General features: G+C 62.9%; 16 protein-coding genes. 5 read left to right on the top strand and 11 right to left on the bottom strand.

What is annotated here, in order from left to right:
* Positions 1-232 precede the first annotated feature (232 nt).
* The 6 genes from PJK54_RS14960 to PJK54_RS14935 form a co-directional block, all read right to left on the bottom strand.
* Positions 233-1234, bottom strand: a complete 1002-nt coding sequence (locus tag PJK54_RS14960) for a branched-chain amino acid ABC transporter permease (protein ID WP_136939562.1) — start codon at positions 1232-1234, stop codon at positions 233-235.
* A gap of 1 nt (position 1235) precedes the next feature.
* Positions 1236-2123, bottom strand: coding sequence for a branched-chain amino acid ABC transporter permease (locus tag PJK54_RS14955; protein ID WP_176494279.1), 888 nt, complete (start codon positions 2121-2123; stop codon positions 1236-1238).
* Positions 2124-2230: 107 nt separating this feature from the next.
* Positions 2231-3412, bottom strand: coding sequence for an ABC transporter substrate-binding protein (locus PJK54_RS14950; protein ID WP_271303261.1), 1182 nt, complete (start codon positions 3410-3412; stop codon positions 2231-2233).
* A gap of 228 nt (positions 3413-3640) precedes the next feature.
* Entirely contained in the window at positions 3641-4468 is an 828-nt protein-coding gene (locus tag PJK54_RS14945) for an ABC transporter ATP-binding protein (protein WP_271303252.1), read from the bottom strand.
* The gene (locus PJK54_RS14940) at positions 4465-5298 is read right to left on the bottom strand and encodes an ABC transporter ATP-binding protein (RefSeq protein WP_176503631.1); all 834 of its coding nucleotides are present in this window, start codon (positions 5296-5298) and stop codon (positions 4465-4467) included. The genes PJK54_RS14945 and PJK54_RS14940 overlap by 4 nt, the downstream gene beginning before the upstream one ends.
* Positions 5299-5778: 480 nt before the next feature.
* A complete protein-coding gene (locus PJK54_RS14935) occupies positions 5779-7161 on the bottom strand; it encodes an L-serine ammonia-lyase (protein WP_077378125.1) in 1383 nt (460 codons plus the stop codon).
* A gap of 216 nt (positions 7162-7377) precedes the next feature.
* Here PJK54_RS14935 and PJK54_RS14930 point away from each other — a divergent pair, with 216 nt between their 5' ends.
* The 3 genes from PJK54_RS14930 (at position 7378) to PJK54_RS14920 (ending at position 9835) form a co-directional block, all read left to right on the top strand.
* Positions 7378-8352: a LysR substrate-binding domain-containing protein gene (locus tag PJK54_RS14930; RefSeq protein ID WP_077378122.1), complete on the top strand. Its 975-nt coding sequence runs from the start codon at positions 7378-7380 to the stop codon at positions 8350-8352.
* A gap of 147 nt (positions 8353-8499) precedes the next feature.
* Positions 8500-9234 carry a hypothetical protein gene (locus PJK54_RS14925; protein WP_103751455.1) on the top strand — a complete coding sequence of 245 codons (735 nt, stop codon included), beginning with the start codon at positions 8500-8502 and terminating at the stop codon, positions 9232-9234.
* A 274-nt stretch (positions 9235-9508) separates the two neighbouring features.
* Positions 9509-9835, top strand: coding sequence for a S24/S26 family peptidase (locus PJK54_RS14920; RefSeq protein ID WP_077378119.1), 327 nt, complete (start codon positions 9509-9511; stop codon positions 9833-9835).
* 162 nt (positions 9836-9997) lie between these two features.
* Here the strand turns inward: PJK54_RS14920 and rpoD are convergent, their stop codons facing one another.
* The 3 genes from rpoD to rpsU form a co-directional block, all read right to left on the bottom strand.
* A complete protein-coding gene (gene rpoD, locus PJK54_RS14915; RefSeq protein WP_084207866.1) occupies positions 9998-11836 on the bottom strand; it encodes an RNA polymerase sigma factor RpoD in 1839 nt (612 codons plus the stop codon).
* Positions 11837-12145: 309 nt separating this feature from the next.
* Positions 12146-14200 (bottom strand): DNA primase, encoded by a 2055-nt coding sequence (gene dnaG / locus PJK54_RS14910; RefSeq protein WP_271303251.1) that lies wholly within the window; start codon positions 14198-14200, stop codon positions 12146-12148.
* A 245-nt stretch (positions 14201-14445) separates the two neighbouring features.
* Positions 14446-14661, bottom strand: a complete 216-nt coding sequence (rpsU, locus tag PJK54_RS14905) for a 30S ribosomal protein S21 (RefSeq protein ID WP_024951433.1) — start codon at positions 14659-14661, stop codon at positions 14446-14448.
* 425 nt (positions 14662-15086) lie between these two features.
* Here rpsU and tsaD point away from each other — a divergent pair, with 425 nt between their 5' ends.
* Positions 15087-16127: a tRNA (adenosine(37)-N6)-threonylcarbamoyltransferase complex transferase subunit TsaD gene (gene tsaD / locus PJK54_RS14900; protein ID WP_271303250.1), complete on the top strand. Its 1041-nt coding sequence runs from the start codon at positions 15087-15089 to the stop codon at positions 16125-16127.
* A gap of 196 nt (positions 16128-16323) precedes the next feature.
* Here the strand turns inward: tsaD and folK are convergent, their stop codons facing one another.
* Together folK and folB are read right to left on the bottom strand one after the other, a co-directional pair.
* Entirely contained in the window at positions 16324-16863 is a 540-nt protein-coding gene (gene folK, locus PJK54_RS14895; protein ID WP_077378107.1) for a 2-amino-4-hydroxy-6-hydroxymethyldihydropteridine diphosphokinase, read from the bottom strand.
* Positions 16860-17228, bottom strand: a complete 369-nt coding sequence (folB, locus tag PJK54_RS14890; protein WP_077378104.1) for a dihydroneopterin aldolase — start codon at positions 17226-17228, stop codon at positions 16860-16862. The genes folK and folB overlap by 4 nt, the downstream gene beginning before the upstream one ends.
* A 115-nt stretch (positions 17229-17343) precedes the next feature.
* On the opposite strand from folB, the gene PJK54_RS14885 reads away from it, so the two are divergent.
* Positions 17344-18024: a glycerol-3-phosphate acyltransferase gene (locus PJK54_RS14885; RefSeq protein ID WP_271303249.1), complete on the top strand. Its 681-nt coding sequence runs from the start codon at positions 17344-17346 to the stop codon at positions 18022-18024.
* The last annotated feature ends 42 nt before the right edge of the window (positions 18025-18066 follow it).

The raw sequence follows: 18066 nt of genomic DNA, 5'->3' as shown, positions 1-18066 counted from the left end.
ATAAAGCGAGATGGCAAATGGCGGCTATCTCGCATGGCGTGCTCATTGCTGAGTCGAGGATCCGGGACCGGCGTATCCCCCTCGATATACAATGGCATTTAAGTCCACCCACTTGGGTGGACTTTTTTTATGCCTGAAGTCATCGGCAAGCCATTGATTTTCTTTGCTTAAGAGCAAAACGCGCCACCCGCACCTTCTTGCTGACCTCGCTTCTCATCCCCACCCTCGCCGCTCATTTTTCTTCCCGCTGCTGACGACGCGCGATCCAGCGTTGGCATTCCCCGATGATGCCGCTGCGGAAGCTGAGCACGCAGACCACGAAGATGGCGCCCAGTATCACGCTGACCCAATCCCCCAGCGCGGACTGCGCCAGCTGATGCTGAAGCCCGATGACCAGTCCGGAACCCACCAGCGGCCCGAGCAGCGTGCCGACACCGCCCAGCAGTGTCATCAGGATCACCTCCCCCGACATGTGCCAGCTGGCATCGCCCAGCGAGGCGAGCTGGAACACCAGCGTCTTGGTCGCTCCCGCAAGGCCCGCCAGCCCCGCCGACAGCACGAAGGCGACCAGCTTGTAGGCATCGGTGTGATAGCCCAGCGAGATGGCACGCGGCTCGTTCTCGCGAATCGCCTTCAGCACCTGACCGAAGGGGGAATGCACCACACGGCGGATCAGGGCAAAGGCCGCCACGAAGATCGCGAACACGACGTAATAGAGCGTGTGGTTGTCCGCCAGATCGAACACGCCGAACAGCTCACCGCGCGGCACGCCATGCAGGCCATCTTCCCCATGGGTGAACGGCGCCTGGATGAAGAAGAAGAACATCATCTGTGCCAGGGCCAGCGTGATCATCGCGAAGTAGATGCCCTGCCGCCGGATGGCCAGCGCGCCGAACAGCGTGCCGAGCACCACGGCCCCCAAGGTGCCGGCCACGATGCCCAGCGCGGGACTCAGGCCCGGATACTCCGCGAGCAGAAAGCCGGTGATGTAGGCACCCGTGGCCAGGAAGGCGGCATGCCCGAAGGACAGTAGCCCCACGAAGCCGAGCAGCAGATTGAAGGCGCTCGCGAACAGCGCGAAGCACAGAATCTTCATCAGAAAGACGGGATAGGCGACCCAGGGCGCCAGCAACCCGAGCAGGAACAGCACGAGATACAGCACGCCCAGCGGGGTGATTCTGCGCGGCGCGCTGCCTGCACGCGCGGCCTGGTGGTCCTGTTGCAGTACGGCCATGTCAGGCCTCCTTTCCGAACAGCCCGGCGGGGCGAAGCATCAAGACCATCACCATCACCACGAAGATCACGGTATTGGCGGCCTCGGGATAGAACACCTTGGTCAGCCCCTCGATCAGCCCCATCGCGAGCCCGGTGAGGATGGCACCGAGAATCGAGCCCATTCCACCGATGACCACCACCGCGAACACCACGATCAACAGGCTCGAGCCCATGGTCGGCGAGACGGGATACAAGGGTGCGGCCAGCACGCCGGCGAAGGCGGCCAGCGCCACGCCCAGTCCGTAGGTCAGTGACACCATCAAGGGCACATTGATGCCGAAGGCCTGCACCAGCTCAGGATTCTCGGTCCCCGCGCGCAGATAGGCACCGAGACGCGTGCGCTCGATCAGGAACCAGACTCCGAAGCAGACCACCAGTGCCGCCACCAGCACCCAGGCGCGATAGGTGGGCAGGAACATGAAGCTCAGCTTGAAGCCGCCACTCAGCGCCTCGGGAATCGGGTAGCTCGACCCCGAGACACCGAACAGATTCACCAGCGTGCCCTCGAGGATCAGCGCCAGACCGAAGGTCAGCAGCAGGCCATAAAGGTGATCGAGATGCTGGATGCGGCGCAGCAGGAAGCGCTCGACAAGAATGCCCAGCGCCCCCACCACCAGCGGCACCACGATCAGCGCCGCCCAGTAATTGAGCCCCAGATACTGCGCCCCCAGCAGCGCCGCGAAGGCCCCCAGCATGTACTGGGCACCATGCGCGAAGTTGATGATGCGCAACAGACCGAAGATCACCGCCAGCCCCAGACTCAGCAATGCATAGAAGGCACCATTGATCAGCCCCAGCATCAGCTGGCCGAACAGTACCATCAGGGGTATTCCAAGAATCATCGTCATCCGCTCAGTCCTTTTCAGCGCCCACTTGCGTCAGCCGTTCGGCGCTGCCGATCCCGTGATCAGCAGCGCCATGCCATACGTCTCAGCGACTCGACTGACGTTCGCCTTCAGCCCTTGACCAACTCGCACTGGCTGTCCGCCAGCGGTCGGTAGGCTTCAGCGCCGGGAATGGTGCGGATCACGTCATAGACATCCCACTCGCCTCGGGATTCGGAGGGCGCCTTGACCTTGACCAGGTACATGTCGTGCACCATGCGCCCATCGGCACGGATGGTGCCGTTGTTGGCGAACATGTCATTGACCGGCGTCTCGCCCATCTTCGCCCGCACGGTGGCGGTGTCATCACTGCCGGTGGCTGCCACCGCATTCAGGTAATGCAGGGTGCTTGAGTAGATGCCGGCCTGGACCATGGTCGGCATGCGCGCATTGCGCTCGTGATAGCGCTGGGACCAGGCACGCGTCTCGTCATTGAGGTCCCAGTACCAGCCGGTGGTGAGCTGCAGCCCCTGCGCGACCTCAAGCCCCAGCGCGTGCACGTCGTTGAGGAAGATCAACAGCCCCGCCAGCGACTGCCCCGACTGCACCACGCCGAACTGACTCGCCGTGGTCAACGCATTGACGGTGTCCGCCCCGGCGTTGGCCAGCCCGACGATCTTGGCGCCGGAACCCTGCGCCTGCAGGATGTAGGAGGAGAAATCACTGGTCGGGAACGGATGACGCACCTTGCCGACGATGCTCCCGCCGTTCTCGGTCACCACCTTTTCCACATCCCCTTCCAGGGCATGACCGAAGGCATAATCCGCAGTCAGCAGGAACCAGCTGTCGCCGCCTTCATCGACGATGGCCTTGGCCGTGCCATGCGCCAGCGGATAAGTGTCATACACCCAGTGGACATGATTGGGCGTGCAATGCTCATTGGTGATGCTGGAGGCCGCCGAGCCGGAGACGATTCCCAGCGTGTCCTGTTCGGCGAGAATCCGCGTCACCGCGATGCTCACCGATGAGGCCACCAGGCCTGCGACCATGTCGACATTCTGCTGATCGATCCAGCCGCGCACCGTATTGGCACCGACATCGGCGCTGTTGCGGTCATCGGCACTCAATACCTCGATCGGCATGCCGTTGACGCTGCCGCCGAAGTCCTCGACCGCCATCTTGAGCGCATCCAGGCCGCCCGGGCCTGCCAGGTCACGATAGGTACCCGACATGTCGGCCAGATAGCCGATCTTGATCACGCCGTCACTGATATCGGCCTGCGCGATTCCCGCCGACAGCAGTGACCCCATCATGAGCGCGGACAGCGGCCACAGGCGCCGGCGTGTGGCCGCCGTGATGCGGCGTGACAACGGTGATGCGACAGGGGTGGCGTTGGATGAAACGGTGGCGTGCATGACATCTCCAGACCGGTTTACCCGGCAATATTGTGATTGTTGTGGTGAGACGTACGGACTTCAGATTGGCGAATGCAACGGCGGTGCATGGCGGCAAGCCCGGTGCAGCTCACCCCGACCGGGAGTTCAGACCCCCAGTACCTTGTGCAGATATTCGTGGCGTGCCGGCAGCTCAGCGGCGGTGATCTCCTCAAGAATGGTGCCGTGCTCCATCAGGTAATGGCGGTCGGCCAGCGGTGCGGCAAAGCGGAAATTCTGCTCGACCAGCACGATGGTCATGCCGCGCGCCTTCAGCAGCATCAGCACCTCACCCAGCTTCTGATTGATGACCGGCGCGAGGCCCTCGGTGATCTCATCCAGCAACAGCAGGTCGGCACCGGTTCTCAGGATGCGCGCCAGCGCCAGCATCTGCTGCTCGCCACCGGAGAGGCGCGTGCCCTGGCTGTTGCGCCGCTCATGCAGATTGGGAAACAGCGCGTAGAGCTCATCCAGCGACATGCCCTGATTCTGACCCTGACCCTGACCCTGACCCTGACCTTGACGCTGGCTCTGGCTCTGGCCATGCCCTGCGCCCTTGACCATCGGTGGCAACAGCAGGTTTTCCTCGACGCTCAGACTCGAGAAGATGCCACGCTCCTCGGGGCAGTAGCCCACACCGAGATGGGCGATGTGATGCGGGGCCAGCTTCATGGTGTCGCGACCCTTGAGAAAGATCCCGCCACTGCGCCGGCCGACCATGTTCATGATCGCGCGCAGCGTGCTGCTGCGGCCGGCACCATTGCGACCCAGCAAGGTCACCAGCTCGCCGCGCCGCACCGTCATGTTGACGCCATGCAGCACATGGGACTCGCCATACCAGGCGTTCAGCTCGCGCAGACAGAGCTGCTCTTGCGGCGTGGCGGAGTCACTCGCAGAGGCCTGACGCTTGGCCGGGCTTTCCAGAATCTGGGTCATGAAACTTCCTCGCGCTGATCCGCTGTGACATCGGTCACCTCGCTGCCCAGATACGCCTCGCGCACCTCGGGGTCGGCCGATACGCTGGCGTAGTCGCCTTCCGCCAGCACGCGTCCGCGCGCCAGCACACTGATGCGGTCACACAGACGACTGACCACGCTCAGGTTGTGCTCGACCATCAGCACCGTGCGCCCACGTGCCGCGACGCGAATCAGCTCGACCACGCGGTCTACATCCTCGGCGCCCATGCCCTGGGTCGGCTCATCCAGCAGCATCACCGTCGGCTCCAGTGCCAGCGTGGTGGCGAGCTCCAGCGCACGCTTGCGGCCATAGGGCAGACTGGCCGTCACTCGGTTGGCGTCCTCGCGCAGCCCCACCTCTTCCAGCAGATGCAGCGCCTGCTCATTGAGGCTGTCGAGGCTGCGCTCGGACTTCCAGAAGTGAAACGAGGTGCCCTGTGAGCGCTGCAGTGCCACCCGCACATTCTCGAGTACCGTCATCTGCGCGAAGACTGCGGATATCTGGAAGGAACGCACCAGCCCGAGACGCGCGATCTCATGCGAGCGCATGCGGGTGATCGACTTGCCACGATAGAGAATCTCGCCACGGGTCGCGGGCAGGAACCGGGTCAGCAGGTTGAAGACCGTGGTCTTGCCTGCGCCATTCGGTCCGATGAGCGCATGGATGTGGCCTTCCTGAATCTGCAGATCGACATCATCGACGGCGGTGAAACCACGAAAATCCTTGCTCAGGCCACGTGTCTCGAGAATGGGCGCCGTGGCAGAGGCACCTCCACTGGCGCGCGGTCCCTGAATGGGAGGTGATGGCATGTCGGGTCTCCGTCCCTGTCCGGCAAGCCGGCAGTGTCTGTGGCGACAAGGCTGAGTGAAGAGGCGCTGACGCCGCCCGACAGGGGCGTTGCACTCAGCGCAATTAACGTTAACGTAAACTAGAACACTGCCACTCACGCTGCCAGCCTCATCCCACGTCACTCGACCAATAGCCGATATATCAGTTTCTGCTTGATCATCGACAGGCGCGAAATATCGGGCATGGCGGTGCCAGCGGCAGGTGATTGCCGCCAGGGCACGCGCAAGGGGACGATTCCTTGCCAGATATCAGGCGTCGGGTGGTGACGGTCGGTGAAAGAGACGCACAAAAAAAGACGCCATCCCGGTCACGGAAATCCGTGCCGAGAGGCGTCAATGAGGGTTGCCGAGCACATGATCTCTGGCCGGAGACCATGCGTTAGCCTCCGAAGATGGCAAGACTTCAGAAGAGAAAAGAGAGCGTCGAAACAGGGAGCCGCATCAGCACTCGATGGCGTTGACGGCGAGCCCGCCCTTGGAGGTTTCCTTGTACTTGTCCTGCATGTCGCGGCCGGTGTCGCGCATGGTGCGGATCGCCTTGTCCAGCGAGACGAAATGATCCCCATCGCCACACATCGCCATCTGGGCGGCGTTGATCGCCTTGACCGAGGCAATCGCATTGCGCTCGATGCAGGGAATCTGCACCAGGCCGCCGATCGGGTCACAGGTCAGCCCCAGATTGTGCTCGAGACCGATTTCCGCGGCGTTCTCGACCTGCTCCGGCGTCGCGCCCATCAGCTCGGCAAGGCCGGCCGCCGCCATCGCGCAGGCGGAGCCCACCTCGCCCTGACAGCCGACTTCCGCCCCGGAGATGGACGCGTTCTTCTTGCACAGGATGCCTACCGAGGCCGCCGTGAGCAGGAAATCGACCACATCCTCCTCGCGCGCATCCTCCTGGAATTTCATGTAGTAGCTGAGCACCGCCGGAATGATGCCCGCCGCGCCATTGGTCGGCGCGGTGACCATGCGACCACCAGCGGCATTCTCTTCATTGACCGCCAGCGCGAACAGGTTGACCCAATCCATCGCCGAGAAGGTCGAGGTGATGATCGACTTGCTGGACTCCACATCCAGAAGGCGCGCGTGCAGCCGCTTGGCACGCCGCTTGACGTTGAGCCCGCCGGGCAGAATGCCCTCATGGCTCAGGCCGTTGTCGATGCATTCATTCATCACCTCCCAGATGCGCCACAGACCGCGACGCACCTGAGCTTCGCTGCGCAACGAGCACTCATTGGCCATCATCAGCTCACTGATGCGCATCTTGTGCATGCGACACAGCGCCAGCAGCTCATTGGCGGTATTGAACTCATAGGGAAGGCGCAGGGTTTCGTCTTCCAGCAACGGATCACGCGCCGCTTCCACCTCATCGACCACGAAGCCGCCGCCTACCGAGTAGTAGACATTGCGATACAGCTCCTCACGGTAGCCATGCGCCACCAGACGCATGGCATTCGGGTGATAGGGCAAGGGCTCGTCGTGCCACTGCATGTCGCGCACCCACACGAAGGGCACCGCGATGCGGTTGTCGAGCAGCAGCGTCTGGGATTCCAGCAGCTCCTCGACGCAGGGCTCGATGATGGTCGGGTCGATGGTCTCGGGCAGCTCACCCATCAACCCGAGGATGGCAGCCTTGTCGGTGCCATGCCCGACACCGGTCGCGGACAGCGAGCCATGCAGCTGCACCTCGATGCGCGCCACACGCTCGAGCAGATCCCTTGCGCGCAGCGTTTCCACGAATTGTGCGGCAGCGCGCATCGGGCCCACGGTATGCGAGCTGGACGGACCGACACCGACCTTGAAGAGATCAAATACGCTGATGGACATGACGACACCTCATCTCGAGTTCCCGCCGAGCCAGTGGCCGTGCGAGTGAATGACGCCATGATGAGGGAGGGGCACCACAGTCACAAACCATAAAAATTGCCCATGGCTTTAGTTTTACTAAACCATACGAGACAAAAACGGCGTAGACTGTGTCATAAGCGTCATCCCTGTTCAGTCAGTATCCATCTGTCGTCTCTTGCCAGCACGAGTTCCAGCATGCCCAAGCCCTCCGACTCGCCACTCGCCACGCCTCACCCCATCAGCCCACGCCACCTCAATGGCCAGACCCACGCCTGGCTTCAGGTATTCGCCTGCGCGGCGCGCCACGCCTCCTTCACGCGTGCCGCCGAGGAACTGCATGTCACCACGGGTGCAGTCAGCCAGCAGATCAAGCAGCTGGAGGAGCGGCTGGGCTTCAAGCTGTTTCTACGCCGTTCACGCGGGCTGGAACTGACGGGGGAAGGTGCGCGTCTGGCACGCGTGGTGGAGCAGTCCTACGGCGCAGTGGGGCTGGAGGTCAAGCGGCTGCGCAGCGGCCTGATGAGCGGCGTGCTGCGCTTGCGCTCGGTGCCGTCTTTCCTCTCGAAATGGCTGGCACCACGCCTGCCCCGCCTGCAGGCACGCTTCCCGGACATCGAGCTGCACGTACGTGCCGAGGACAGTGACTCACCCTTGCGCGAGGGGGATTTCGAGCTGGCGGTCGACCTCAACGATGGCCACTACCCCGGCATGCAGGTCACGGAGCTGATGGAAGAAGAGATCTTCCCCGTCTGCCACCCCGGCCTGATGCGCGGCCGCCCCCCACTGCGCAATGCTCAGGATCTCGCCTGGTACCCCCTCCTGCATGACGTCACTGCGTGGCGCGGCAGCCACGACCATGCCGAATGGGAATTCTACCTGGCGAGCATCGGCGCACCGGAGGTCAACGTTCAGCGTGGCTATACCTTCAATCGCAATCATCTCTCGATGGAAGCGGCCATCGCCGGCATGGGCGTCGCCATGGCAAGACGCACCCTGATCACCCATGAACTGAACAGCGGCATCCTGATTGCCCCGTTCGCGGAGCGCGTGCTGACCGGCAAGCGTTACGTCATCGTCCATCCCCACGGCACTCTGGACGATGGCCGTATCCAGGCCGTGCATGACTGGATCGTCGAAGAGGCCGAGCGCGACCGCCTGAGACAGGGATGAGTGATTGATGACGCGACATCGATGCTCAAATGGCACCTCACAGTTTTCTTAAGGCAATATTAACCCGCCACCTTTGCATCGTTATAATGAGCAGGCAAACGACACCCTCACCCTGACAGGCAGTCCATGGACTGTCCGGAGAGTCCCTTGTCTCGCCTGACCTCACAGACACGACACCACCATACCGTCCCGCTGCCCATCAGCGCCGAACAGCCTCTTTATGGTCGCAAGCCGACCTCGCTGTTCATGCAGGCCTGCCTGCGCCTGGCCATCTATGCCCCCGTGGTGGCAGCGATGATGTCGCTGGTAATGCATGATGCCCATCACTTCGGCGATGTCGGCTTCAGCGAAGCCAGCTGGACGGAACACATGCAGAGCACCCTGCTGGCGCTGAGTGCCGCCACCATGTGGCTGGTACATTCACGCCTGCCGGATCTGCGCACCGTCAGCCTGCTGCTGTTCGGCCTGTTCGCAGCGTCATTGATCCGTGAACAGGACGCCATGCTCGATGGCATGCTCGGTGATGGCAGCTGGCAGATCCTGGTCAGCGTGGTCGCGATTCCGGTCATCATCGGCGTATGGCGCCATCGCACCCGCTTCGTGGCCGAGTTCGAACACTTCGGTCGCAGCTTCGCCTTCGGATTGTTTGGCGCCGGCTTCCTGGCCACCTATGTCTTCTCGCGCCTCTATGGTCGCTCGGAGTTCTGGGAAACCCTGATGGGCAGCGCCTACCTGCGCTCGGTCAAGAATGCTGCCGAGGAAGTCACCGAACTGTTCGGCTACACCTTGATGGCGATCGCCGTGGCCGAAATCGTGCTGCTGGCCATTCGCATGGGTCGCCAGCGCCGTGCCCGACTGCGCGAACTCGACGCCGCACTCTGACGCACATCGCTCGAGTCCCTCTCCAGCGCCGCTGGAACCCCGAGAATCCCGCACGTTCGTGATACCGAAGAAGCCGCTGCTCACCATGAGCCGCGGCTTTTTTTCGGCCCTTGCCCGGCACCACCCCTCCGTCCGGGGATGAGAATGCCTGGACATCAAATGAGAATGATTATATTTTACTAAGCAGTGGATATCTTACAACTATCACCACTGCTCAGGAAAGACACCGACAAGACCCCGACCGTGTCATGCCCTCACCTTCAAGGAGCCTCACATGCGCTGGTTCAACAGCTACCGCCTGCACGGTCATAGTCTTGCCCCCCGCCTCCCGCAGCACAGTCTGGTCATCAGCATGCGCTGGCCTGGACACTGGCCCTTGGCACCGGGTACCACCATCGTGGTGGAACACCCGACGCTGGGACGGCTGATCAAGCATGTAGATCGCATCGACCACCACGGCCGCCTCTGGCTGTACGGAGAGCACCCCGATGGCTTGAGCAGTGAGCAGATGGGCCCGGTGTCCCGCCAGTGCGTCAAGGGACGCGTCATCTTCAGCGTGGCCGCGACCTCATCCTCGCATCAGCTGGGGCATGGAGCCTGACGGCACCACCACTCAGTGCATCGCAAGACGATCATGTCCGCCTGCCATCCACGCCATTCACTCGCGTCCAGAAACGACAACGCCCGCCTCCCATTCGCATGGGGGCGGGCGTTGTGCTGTCAGCGAGGCCAGCGGCTGAACCGTGGCTCCGAACGCTTCAGATCACTCTTCCATGAAGGAACGCAGTGACTCGGAGCGTGACGGGTGACGCAGCTTGCGCAGCGCTTTCGCTTCGATCTGACGGATACGCTCACGGGTGACATCGAACTGCTTGCCGACTTCCTCGAGGGTGTGGTCGGTGTTCATGTCGATACCGAAACGCATGCGCAGCACCTTGGCTTCACGTGCGGTCAGGCCAGACAGGATGCCACGGGTCGCTTCGATCAGACCTTCGCCGGTGGCGGAGTCGATCGGCGAGACCATGGTGCCGTCCTCGATGAAGTCACCCAGGTGCGAATCATCGTCGTCACCGATCGGCGTCTCCATGGAGATGGGCTCCTTGGCGATCTTGAGCACGCGACGCACCTTGTCTTCCGGCATCTCGAGGCGTTCACCCAGCTCTTCCGGCGTCGGCTCGCGACCCATTTCCTGCAGCATCTGACGCGAGACACGGTTCAGCTTGTTGATGGTCTCGATCATGTGCACCGGAATACGGATGGTGCGCGCCTGATCCGCGATGGAGCGCGTGATCGCCTGACGGATCCACCAGGTGGCGTAGGTCGAGAACTTGTAACCACGACGGTACTCGAACTTGTCCACGGCCTTCATCAGGCCGATGTTGCCTTCCTGGATGAGATCCAGGAACTGCAGGCCACGATTGGTGTACTTCTTGGCGATGGAGATGACCAGACGCAGGTTGGCCTCGACCATTTCCTTCTTGGCACGCCGCGCCTTGGCTTCACCGATCGACAGGCGACGATTGACTTCCTTGAGCTCGCTGACCGGCAGCTGGACCATGTCCTGCTCGAAGGCGATCTTGCGCTGGGCACGCAGCACGTCGGCACGGAACGGCTCGAGCTTGTCGGCGTACTTCTTGCTGCCGCCGATGAAGCCGTCGAACCAATCCATGTCGGACTCGTGGCCCGGGAAGGCCTTGATGAAGCTCTTGCGAGGCACCTTGCCGCGCTTGACGAAGATCTGCAGGATGACCTTTTCCTGCTCGCGCACCTGCTCGACGGACACGCGAACCTGACCGACCAGGCGCTCGAAGTGCTTGGGCACCAGCTTGATCGGCGAGAACAGCTCGGCAAGACGCTCCTGCTCGGCCTTGGCCTCAGGAGAACCTGAACCGTACTTCTCGATGGCGGCCTTGGTCAGATCATTCTGCTCGCGAATCTGCTCGAAGCGCACGCGTGCGAGCTCAGGGTCCGGACCACCCTCGGAAGCGGAGTCGTCCTCGTCGTCGTCCTCGCCTTCAGACTCCTCGCCTTCCTCGACTTCCTCGACTTCCTCGACCTCGACTTCAGCGACACCCGGTACGCCTTCATCCGGATCGATGAAACCGGAGAACAGGTCGGACAGACGTCCGCCGTCCTCGCCGAGCGTGCCATCGTAGGCTTCGAGAATGGAGTCGACCGCTCCCGGCAGGAAGGCCAGAGACGACATGACCTCACGCGTGCCTTCCTCGATCCGCTTGGCGATCTTGATCTCGCCTTCACGGGTCAGGAGTTCGACGGTACCCATTTCACGCATGTACATGCGGACCGGGTCGGTCGTGCGTCCCACATCGCTTTCCACCGCGGCGAGAGCAGCGACGGCTTCTTCGGCGGCGGACTCGTCAGTGGAGGAATCAGACATCATCAAGGTATCGGCATCAGGCGCTTCTTCAGCGACCTTGATGCCCATATCGTTGATCATGCTGATGATGTCTTCCACCTGTTCTGGATCAGCGATATCCTCGGGCAGGTGATCGTTGACCTCGGCATAGGTCAGGTAACCCTGTTCCTTGCCGCGCGCGATCAACTCCTTGAGACGCGACTGCTGCTGCGCATTACCAGCCATAGAACCCCTAATCTCGACGAAGAAGAATGAAGCACCTGGACGCGACGCTGCTCAGCGAGTAAGCGCCGGTTAGGGACGAAGAGAGCATCAAGCGCACCAGTATAGCGTGCCATCGGGAGATGCTGCCAGCGGCGTATTTGCCGGACCATCCAGGTGTGTTAGCGTTATCGGTTACGTTGCGGCAGTCCGCATCGGGAACTACCCCATTAGATAGTGTGTGTGTGAGCGTCTTTCAAGGTCAGCCAACGCTTTTTCATCCGCGAGGACGGCCCATCTCCCACATGCGGTCACCGAAAGGCTCCGTGAGCTTCAGCGCCGCGTTGCCAGCTGCATCAGCAGGGCCATCAGCCGCTGCTTCTCCTCAGCCGACAGCTTCTCGCCCTGCTTTTCCTTGGCCAGCAAGGCCTGGTATTCCGCCTCGGGTGACGTGCGCGCCAGCTGATGCTGGCAATGCTCCACCAGCCCCTTCAGCTCCTCGCTGCGCACTTCACGCGGGATGAGCAGCTCACGCGCGGCCAACTGCTCGAGGCGCGGCCCCTGAGCAGTGCCCAGAAAGTGCGCCAGCAGCACCTGAGGCGAACGATACTGGCCAGCCTTGAGCAATCTCACCACCTCGACCAGCAGACGGACATCCTCACTGTCTGCCGGCTCGCCGGCGCCTTCGATCCATTCATCACTGGCCGGCAGCTCCGCCACCAGCTGCGGCTCATGCACCAGAAGGTGCAGCAGGCGCGTCAGCATGCTGACCGAGTGACGCGGTGACGTCTTGCGCGCCGCGCCATGCGAGGCAGCGGCCGGACGAGACCGCCCACCCGAGGCACCACCAGCCTCCGGGGGTGGCGCCCAGTCCTCCGGCTGCCAGCCCTCTGCATCCTGCTCACCGAAGCCGGCATCTGCCATCGCATCCAGCGATGACCAGTCGCCACCCTGCGGTTCATTCAGACTGCCACCTTCCAGGCGATTCCCCGCCGGAGCGGCGGAGTGCGACTGGCGCAGCTGCTGATGCTGCCGGAGACGCGCCTGCTGGGCATCACGCGCCGCGGCACGCTCCACCAGCATGGCATCCAGCCGCTCACGCTCCAGGCCACTGCGGCGCTCCAGCTCCTTGAGCAGCAGTGAACGCAGCACCCCCTCGGGCACCCGGGAGATCCATTCCAGTGCCTGGGTCACGAAGCGCTCCAGCTGCTCCATGCGCTTGAGGTCGCGCCCTTCCGCCGCCTGCTCGAACAGGAACTCGGAGAGCCCCGAGGCGCAGGTCACCCGCTTCTCGAAGGCTTCCTGCCCTTCACTGCGCACCAGCGAATCCGGGTCTTCACCCTCAGGCAGGAACAGGAAACGTGCCTGACGGCCATCGATCATGACGTCCAGCACCGTCTCCAGTGCCCGGCGCGCGGCCTGACGGCCAGCCTTGTCACCGTCGAAGCAGAACACCACTTCATCGACCAGCCGATAGAGGCGCTTGAGGTGTTCCTCACTGGTCGCGGTGCCCAGGGTGGCGCAGGCATTGCGAATGCCATACTGCGCCAGCGCCACGACGTCCATGTAGCCCTCGACGATCAGCATGCGCTCAAGCTTGCGATTCGCCTCGCGGGCCTCATACAGGCCGTAGAGCTCACGCCCCTTGTGGAAGACAGGCGTCTCGGGGGAATTCAGGTATTTGGGTTTCGCATCGCCCATCACGCGACCACCGAAGGCGATGGTGCGCCCCTTCCAGTCACGGATCGGGAACATCACGCGATCGCGGAAGCGGTCATAGCGCCGCCCACTCTCCTCGTGATGGATCAGCAGGCCGTACTCGATCTGCACCTCTTCGCTGACACCCAGCTTGCTCAGATGGTGCTTGAGGTGTTCCCAGCCCTGGGGCGCAAAGCCGATACCGAAATCGCGCATCACCTCACGCGACAGCCCACGCCCCTCAAGATACTCACGGGCGGACTGTGCGGCAGGTTCCGTCAGGCGCTGGCGATAGAAGTCAGCCGCCGCCTCAAGCAGATTGACACCCTCTTCACGGGCCTGCTCGCGGCGCTGGCGCTCGCGACGTTCATGGGGACTCTGATTGCCGCCTTCACGGGGCACCTCGAGCGCCAGACGCGAGGCGAGCTGCTCGACCGCTTCCGGAAACGGCAGACGATCGAATTCCATCAGAAACTTGAGGGCACTGCCGCTCGCCCCGCACCCGAAGCAGTGATAGAACTGCTTGTCCGGAATGACGTTGAACGAGGGAGAGTTTTCCTGATGGAAGGGGCAGAGGCCGACATAGCTCTTGCCAGCCTTCTTCAACTGGACACGCTCACCTACCACCTCGACCACATCGGTACGGGCCAGCAGATCGTCTATGAAGCCTTGCGGGATGAGACCAGCCATGGTTCGCCAGAAGTCATGGAAAAACGGACTGACCCCAACGCAGTGAGTCGACATCACGCCAACGGGCGATCACATCGACGACAGCGCTCGGGTCAGGCCATCCCTCGAGAAACAGCAACGTGTGCAGTGAACTGACACACGACTCGGGAACAAACGGATCACCAGAGACAAAAACAAGCGGCCACCGTGAGGCAGCCGCTTGGTGTCCTTCCAGAGAGCAGTGGATCACTCCCCAAAAGTACGGATCAGTAGAGACGCTCGAAACGCTTGCGCTCACGCTGAACCTTCTTGGCGTGGCGCTTTACAGCGGCCGCCTGCTGACGCTTGCGAACAGCGGTCGGCTTCTCGTAGTGCTCACGACGACGCACTTCGGAAAGAACACCGGCTTTTTCGCAGGAGCGCTTGAAACGGCGCAGGGCGACGTCGAACGGCTCGTTGTCACGTACTTTAACTGAAGGCATTAAACACTCACCTACCTTGAGATCATGAGTTCGGTTTGAACGCACATCCGGTGCAGCCACTCCTCAGGAGCCACCAGCCAGCGACGGTAAACCGCCACCTGCAGGTCGATCCAGCATCAATCAGTCGCCTGCGACACCACCGGTGAGGGTAGCCGTCGCTGGCTGGAATCATGATTCGGGGAGCTTTTGCGGGGTGGTCGGATGCACGACCCAGTCTTGCAGAGTGCCATATTCTAGACACCCGTCCCCGCCTTTGCAAACGCGGAAACCGGAAATCGTCTCTCGCATAACGCCAGCTGGCGCGACACCCGTGCTCACAGCCAGTAGAATATCGCGCATTCACGGCACCCGCGCCTCTCGGGCTCGCTCAGGCAGCCTCGCTGGCCGTGCCGCCCTCTACTTCTGATATTTCCTGAGAGTCAGCCATGCGTGTGCTCGGCATCGAGACTTCCTGCGACGAGACCGGCGTCGCCATCTACGACACGGACCAGGGCCTGCTTGCAGACGCCCTCTACAGCCAGATCGCCATGCACGCCGAATTCGGCGGTGTGGTGCCGGAGCTGGCCTCTCGCGATCATACCCGCAAGCTGCTGCCGTTGATCCAGCAGGTGATGGACGAGGCGAATCTGAAAGCCGCTGACATCGATGCCATCACCTATACCGCAGGCCCGGGGCTGGTGGGCGCCTTGATGGTCGGCGCCTCGACGGCCCATGGCCTGGCCAGAGCCTGGCAGATTCCGGTGCTCGGGGTGCATCACATGGAAGGCCACCTGCTGGCCCCGATGCTGGAAGACGACGCACCGGAATTCCCCTTCGTGGCGCTGCTGGTCTCCGGTGGTCACACACAGCTGGTGGCGGTGCGCGGGCTGGGCGAGTACGAGCTGCTGGGCGAGTCCGTGGATGATGCCGCAGGCGAGGCCTTCGACAAGGCCGCCAAGATGCTGGAACTGCCCTACCCCGGCGGCCCGCAGGTTGCCAAGCTGGCCGAGCAGGGCGATCCGAAGCGCTACCGCTTCCCGCGCCCGATGACGGATCGCCCCGGACTGGATTTCAGCTTCTCGGGCCTCAAGACCCACACCATGGTCACCCTCAAGAAGGCAAAGGCCAGTGGCGAGCCGGACGAACAGCATCGCGCCGACATCGCGCGCGCCTTCGAGGAAGCCGTGGTCGACACCCTGGTCATCAAGTGCCGCCGCGCGCTGGATCAGACCGGTCTCAAGCGTCTGGTCGTGGCGGGCGGCGTCAGTGCCAATACCCGCCTGCGCGAGCGCCTGAGCCATGAACTGGCCAAGCGCAACGCCCGCGCCTACTATCCGCGCGGTCGCTTCTGTACCGACAATGGCGCCATGATCGCCTACGTGGGTGCACAACGACTGAAAGCCGGTGAGCAGGACACAGGCCCGATGAAGGCCGTACCACGCTGGCCTCTCGATAGCCTGTCCGCGCCGCAGGGGCATCACGACTGATCACTGCCGCTCCCGGCGCGTCTCGGCGGCCGTGAAAAGGCGTAGCTGCGATGAAACGGCTACGATGAAAACGGTTCCGATGAAAACAGCAACGCCCTGCCGGGCTACCCGGCAGGGCGTTCGTGCTTCATGTGGCGCAGGTCATGGCGCGAGCGTCATTCAGCGCCGTGATCAGACCGCGCAGAGTGCCGCCTCATCACGGCGCGACGCCGGTGCGGGAGATCCTCCGACAACGCCAGCTGAACTCCACCGGCCACAAGGGCTGCGACTCGGCATGCCCATGCTCGACGAATGACTGCCACAGGCTGGCATAGTCGACCCCACGCACCGGGTGGCGCTGCTCGGCGAAGGCTTCCGCCAGTGGCAGCAGCACGAAGGCATTGCGATCCACTTCCTCGCGCGGCAGCAGGACACCGTCGATCTCGCCGGTCAGCTCACCGACCGTCAGGATGTCGATATCCAACGTACGCGGACTGAACTTGGGGCTGCCCTCGAGGCGCCCGTTGGCGAACTCGACCTGCTTGCACCAGGCTTGCAGCTCACCGACGCTCCAGTCACTGTGGAATCCCGCCACCAGATTGTAGAAATTGCGCCCATCGACGAACCCCACCGGCTCGCTTTCGTAGACGGAAGACAGCGTGAGCTCCCCGAAGGTCGCCTCCAGGGCATCCAGGCAGACTCGCACGTGATGATCACGCTCGATGTTGCTGCCGATGGAGACAAGCACCAGGGTCATGCGCTGACATCCACGAGCGTGCCACGCTCGATGCGCACGCCCACCGCTTGCGCCTCCGGGACCGCCCCCGGCTTGCGCACCGTCATCCTGAGCCAGGGAATCCCGAATTCTTCCCGCAGCAGCGCGGCGAGACGCTCAGCGAAGGTCTCCACCAGCTCGAACTGGCTGTCGTCTGCGTAGGTCTGGATCCGAGCGCTGATGGCAGCATAATCAAGGGTATGCGTCAGATCATCCCCGGCCGCGGCAGGACGGATGTCCGTCGCCATCTCTAGATCGATCACCAGACGCTGGCGAATGGTACGCTCCCAGTCATAGACTCCTATCACGGTCTCAACTGCCAGAGCCTCGATCAGCACACGATCCATGGCGTTACCTCTATGCTTGTCGGATGAACCAGTAAAACGACGCCGCCAAAGGCCCCGCCATCATGCCCGAGATTCTACTGCACCCAGCCCCTGCTTGGCCAAACCGAGCCGCGCGATGCGCCTGTCCGCAAGCGACATGGCTGACGGCGCGCAGCGGGTCATGTGCGGGGGAGGCATGCTGAGCGACATCATCGGCTGGGTGGCCACGCTGGCACACTGGCAGCAGCTGAGCCTGCTGCTGGCACTGGCCTATGGGGGAGGGTCGGTTCTGGGAGCGGTGTGGATCTGCCAGCGCCTGGGCCTGACCGACCCGCGGCTGGCCGGCTCCTTCAATCCGGGCTTCTCGAATGTACTGCGACTGCACGGTGCCATGCCTGCCGCGCTGGTCCTGGCCTTCGATGCCACCAAGGGCATGCCTGCCCTGTGGCTGGGTGGCGAGATCGCCCTGCCCGCCTGGGCGCTGGGACTGATCGGGCTGACGGTGCTGATCGGCCACAGCCTGCCGCTATGGCATCGTGGACATCGAGGCGGCAAGGCTGTCGCTGCCGCCTTCGGCGTGCTGTTGATGCTGGCACCGGGCGTGGCCCTGAGCTGTGCTGCCCTGTGGATCGGACTGGCGTGGCGCCTGCGCACCGCCGCCATTGCCTCACTCGTCTCAGGGCTTGCCGCCCCGCTCTTCAGCCTGTGGCTGGCGCCGGAAATGAGCGGCGTGATACTCGTCTTCGCCAGTCTGATCGTGGTGCGTCACGCGCTCAATCTGCGCCGCCTGAGCGATGGCAGCGAACCGCGCCTGTAGACCCTCACTCCGCAGCCCGGCCCTTGCCTCTGCGTGCATCGT

The organism is Cobetia sp. MMG027 (assembly GCF_027947415.1).
Lineage (GTDB): Bacteria > Pseudomonadota > Gammaproteobacteria > Pseudomonadales > Halomonadaceae > Cobetia > Cobetia marina.
The sequence above is the reverse complement of the archived record's forward strand: the minus strand, read 5'-3'. Positions and strand labels throughout refer to the sequence as shown.

Excerpts from the sequence above, each read along its gene's own strand:
- tsaD (WP_271303250.1), top strand. The coding sequence starts at position 15,087 with ATGCGTGTGCTCGGCATCGAGACTTCCTGCGACGAGACCGGCGTCGCC.
- PJK54_RS14885 (WP_271303249.1), top strand. The coding sequence starts at position 17,344 with ATGCGCCTGTCCGCAAGCGACATGGCTGACGGCGCGCAGCGGGTCATG.
- rpoD (WP_084207866.1), bottom strand. The coding sequence starts at position 11,836 with ATGGCTGGTAATGCGCAGCAGCAGTCGCGTCTCAAGGAGTTGATCGCG.
- dnaG (WP_271303251.1), bottom strand. The coding sequence starts at position 14,200 with ATGGCTGGTCTCATCCCGCAAGGCTTCATAGACGATCTGCTGGCCCGT.
- PJK54_RS14950 (WP_271303261.1), bottom strand. The coding sequence starts at position 3,412 with ATGATGGGGTCACTGCTGTCGGCGGGAATCGCGCAGGCCGATATCAGT.
- rpsU (WP_024951433.1), bottom strand. The coding sequence starts at position 14,661 with ATGCCTTCAGTTAAAGTACGTGACAACGAGCCGTTCGACGTCGCCCTG.
- folK (WP_077378107.1), bottom strand. The coding sequence starts at position 16,863 with ATGACCCTGGTGCTTGTCTCCATCGGCAGCAACATCGAGCGTGATCAT.
- PJK54_RS14930 (WP_077378122.1), top strand. The coding sequence starts at position 7,378 with ATGCCCAAGCCCTCCGACTCGCCACTCGCCACGCCTCACCCCATCAGC.
- PJK54_RS14920 (WP_077378119.1), top strand. The coding sequence starts at position 9,509 with ATGCGCTGGTTCAACAGCTACCGCCTGCACGGTCATAGTCTTGCCCCC.
- PJK54_RS14945 (WP_271303252.1), bottom strand. The coding sequence starts at position 4,468 with ATGACCCAGATTCTGGAAAGCCCGGCCAAGCGTCAGGCCTCTGCGAGT.
- PJK54_RS14935 (WP_077378125.1), bottom strand. The coding sequence starts at position 7,161 with ATGTCCATCAGCGTATTTGATCTCTTCAAGGTCGGTGTCGGTCCGTCC.
- PJK54_RS14940 (WP_176503631.1), bottom strand. The coding sequence starts at position 5,298 with ATGCCATCACCTCCCATTCAGGGACCGCGCGCCAGTGGAGGTGCCTCT.
- folB (WP_077378104.1), bottom strand. The coding sequence starts at position 17,228 with ATGGATCGTGTGCTGATCGAGGCTCTGGCAGTTGAGACCGTGATAGGA.
- PJK54_RS14960 (WP_136939562.1), bottom strand. The coding sequence starts at position 1,234 with ATGGCCGTACTGCAACAGGACCACCAGGCCGCGCGTGCAGGCAGCGCG.
- PJK54_RS14955 (WP_176494279.1), bottom strand. The coding sequence starts at position 2,123 with ATGACGATGATTCTTGGAATACCCCTGATGGTACTGTTCGGCCAGCTG.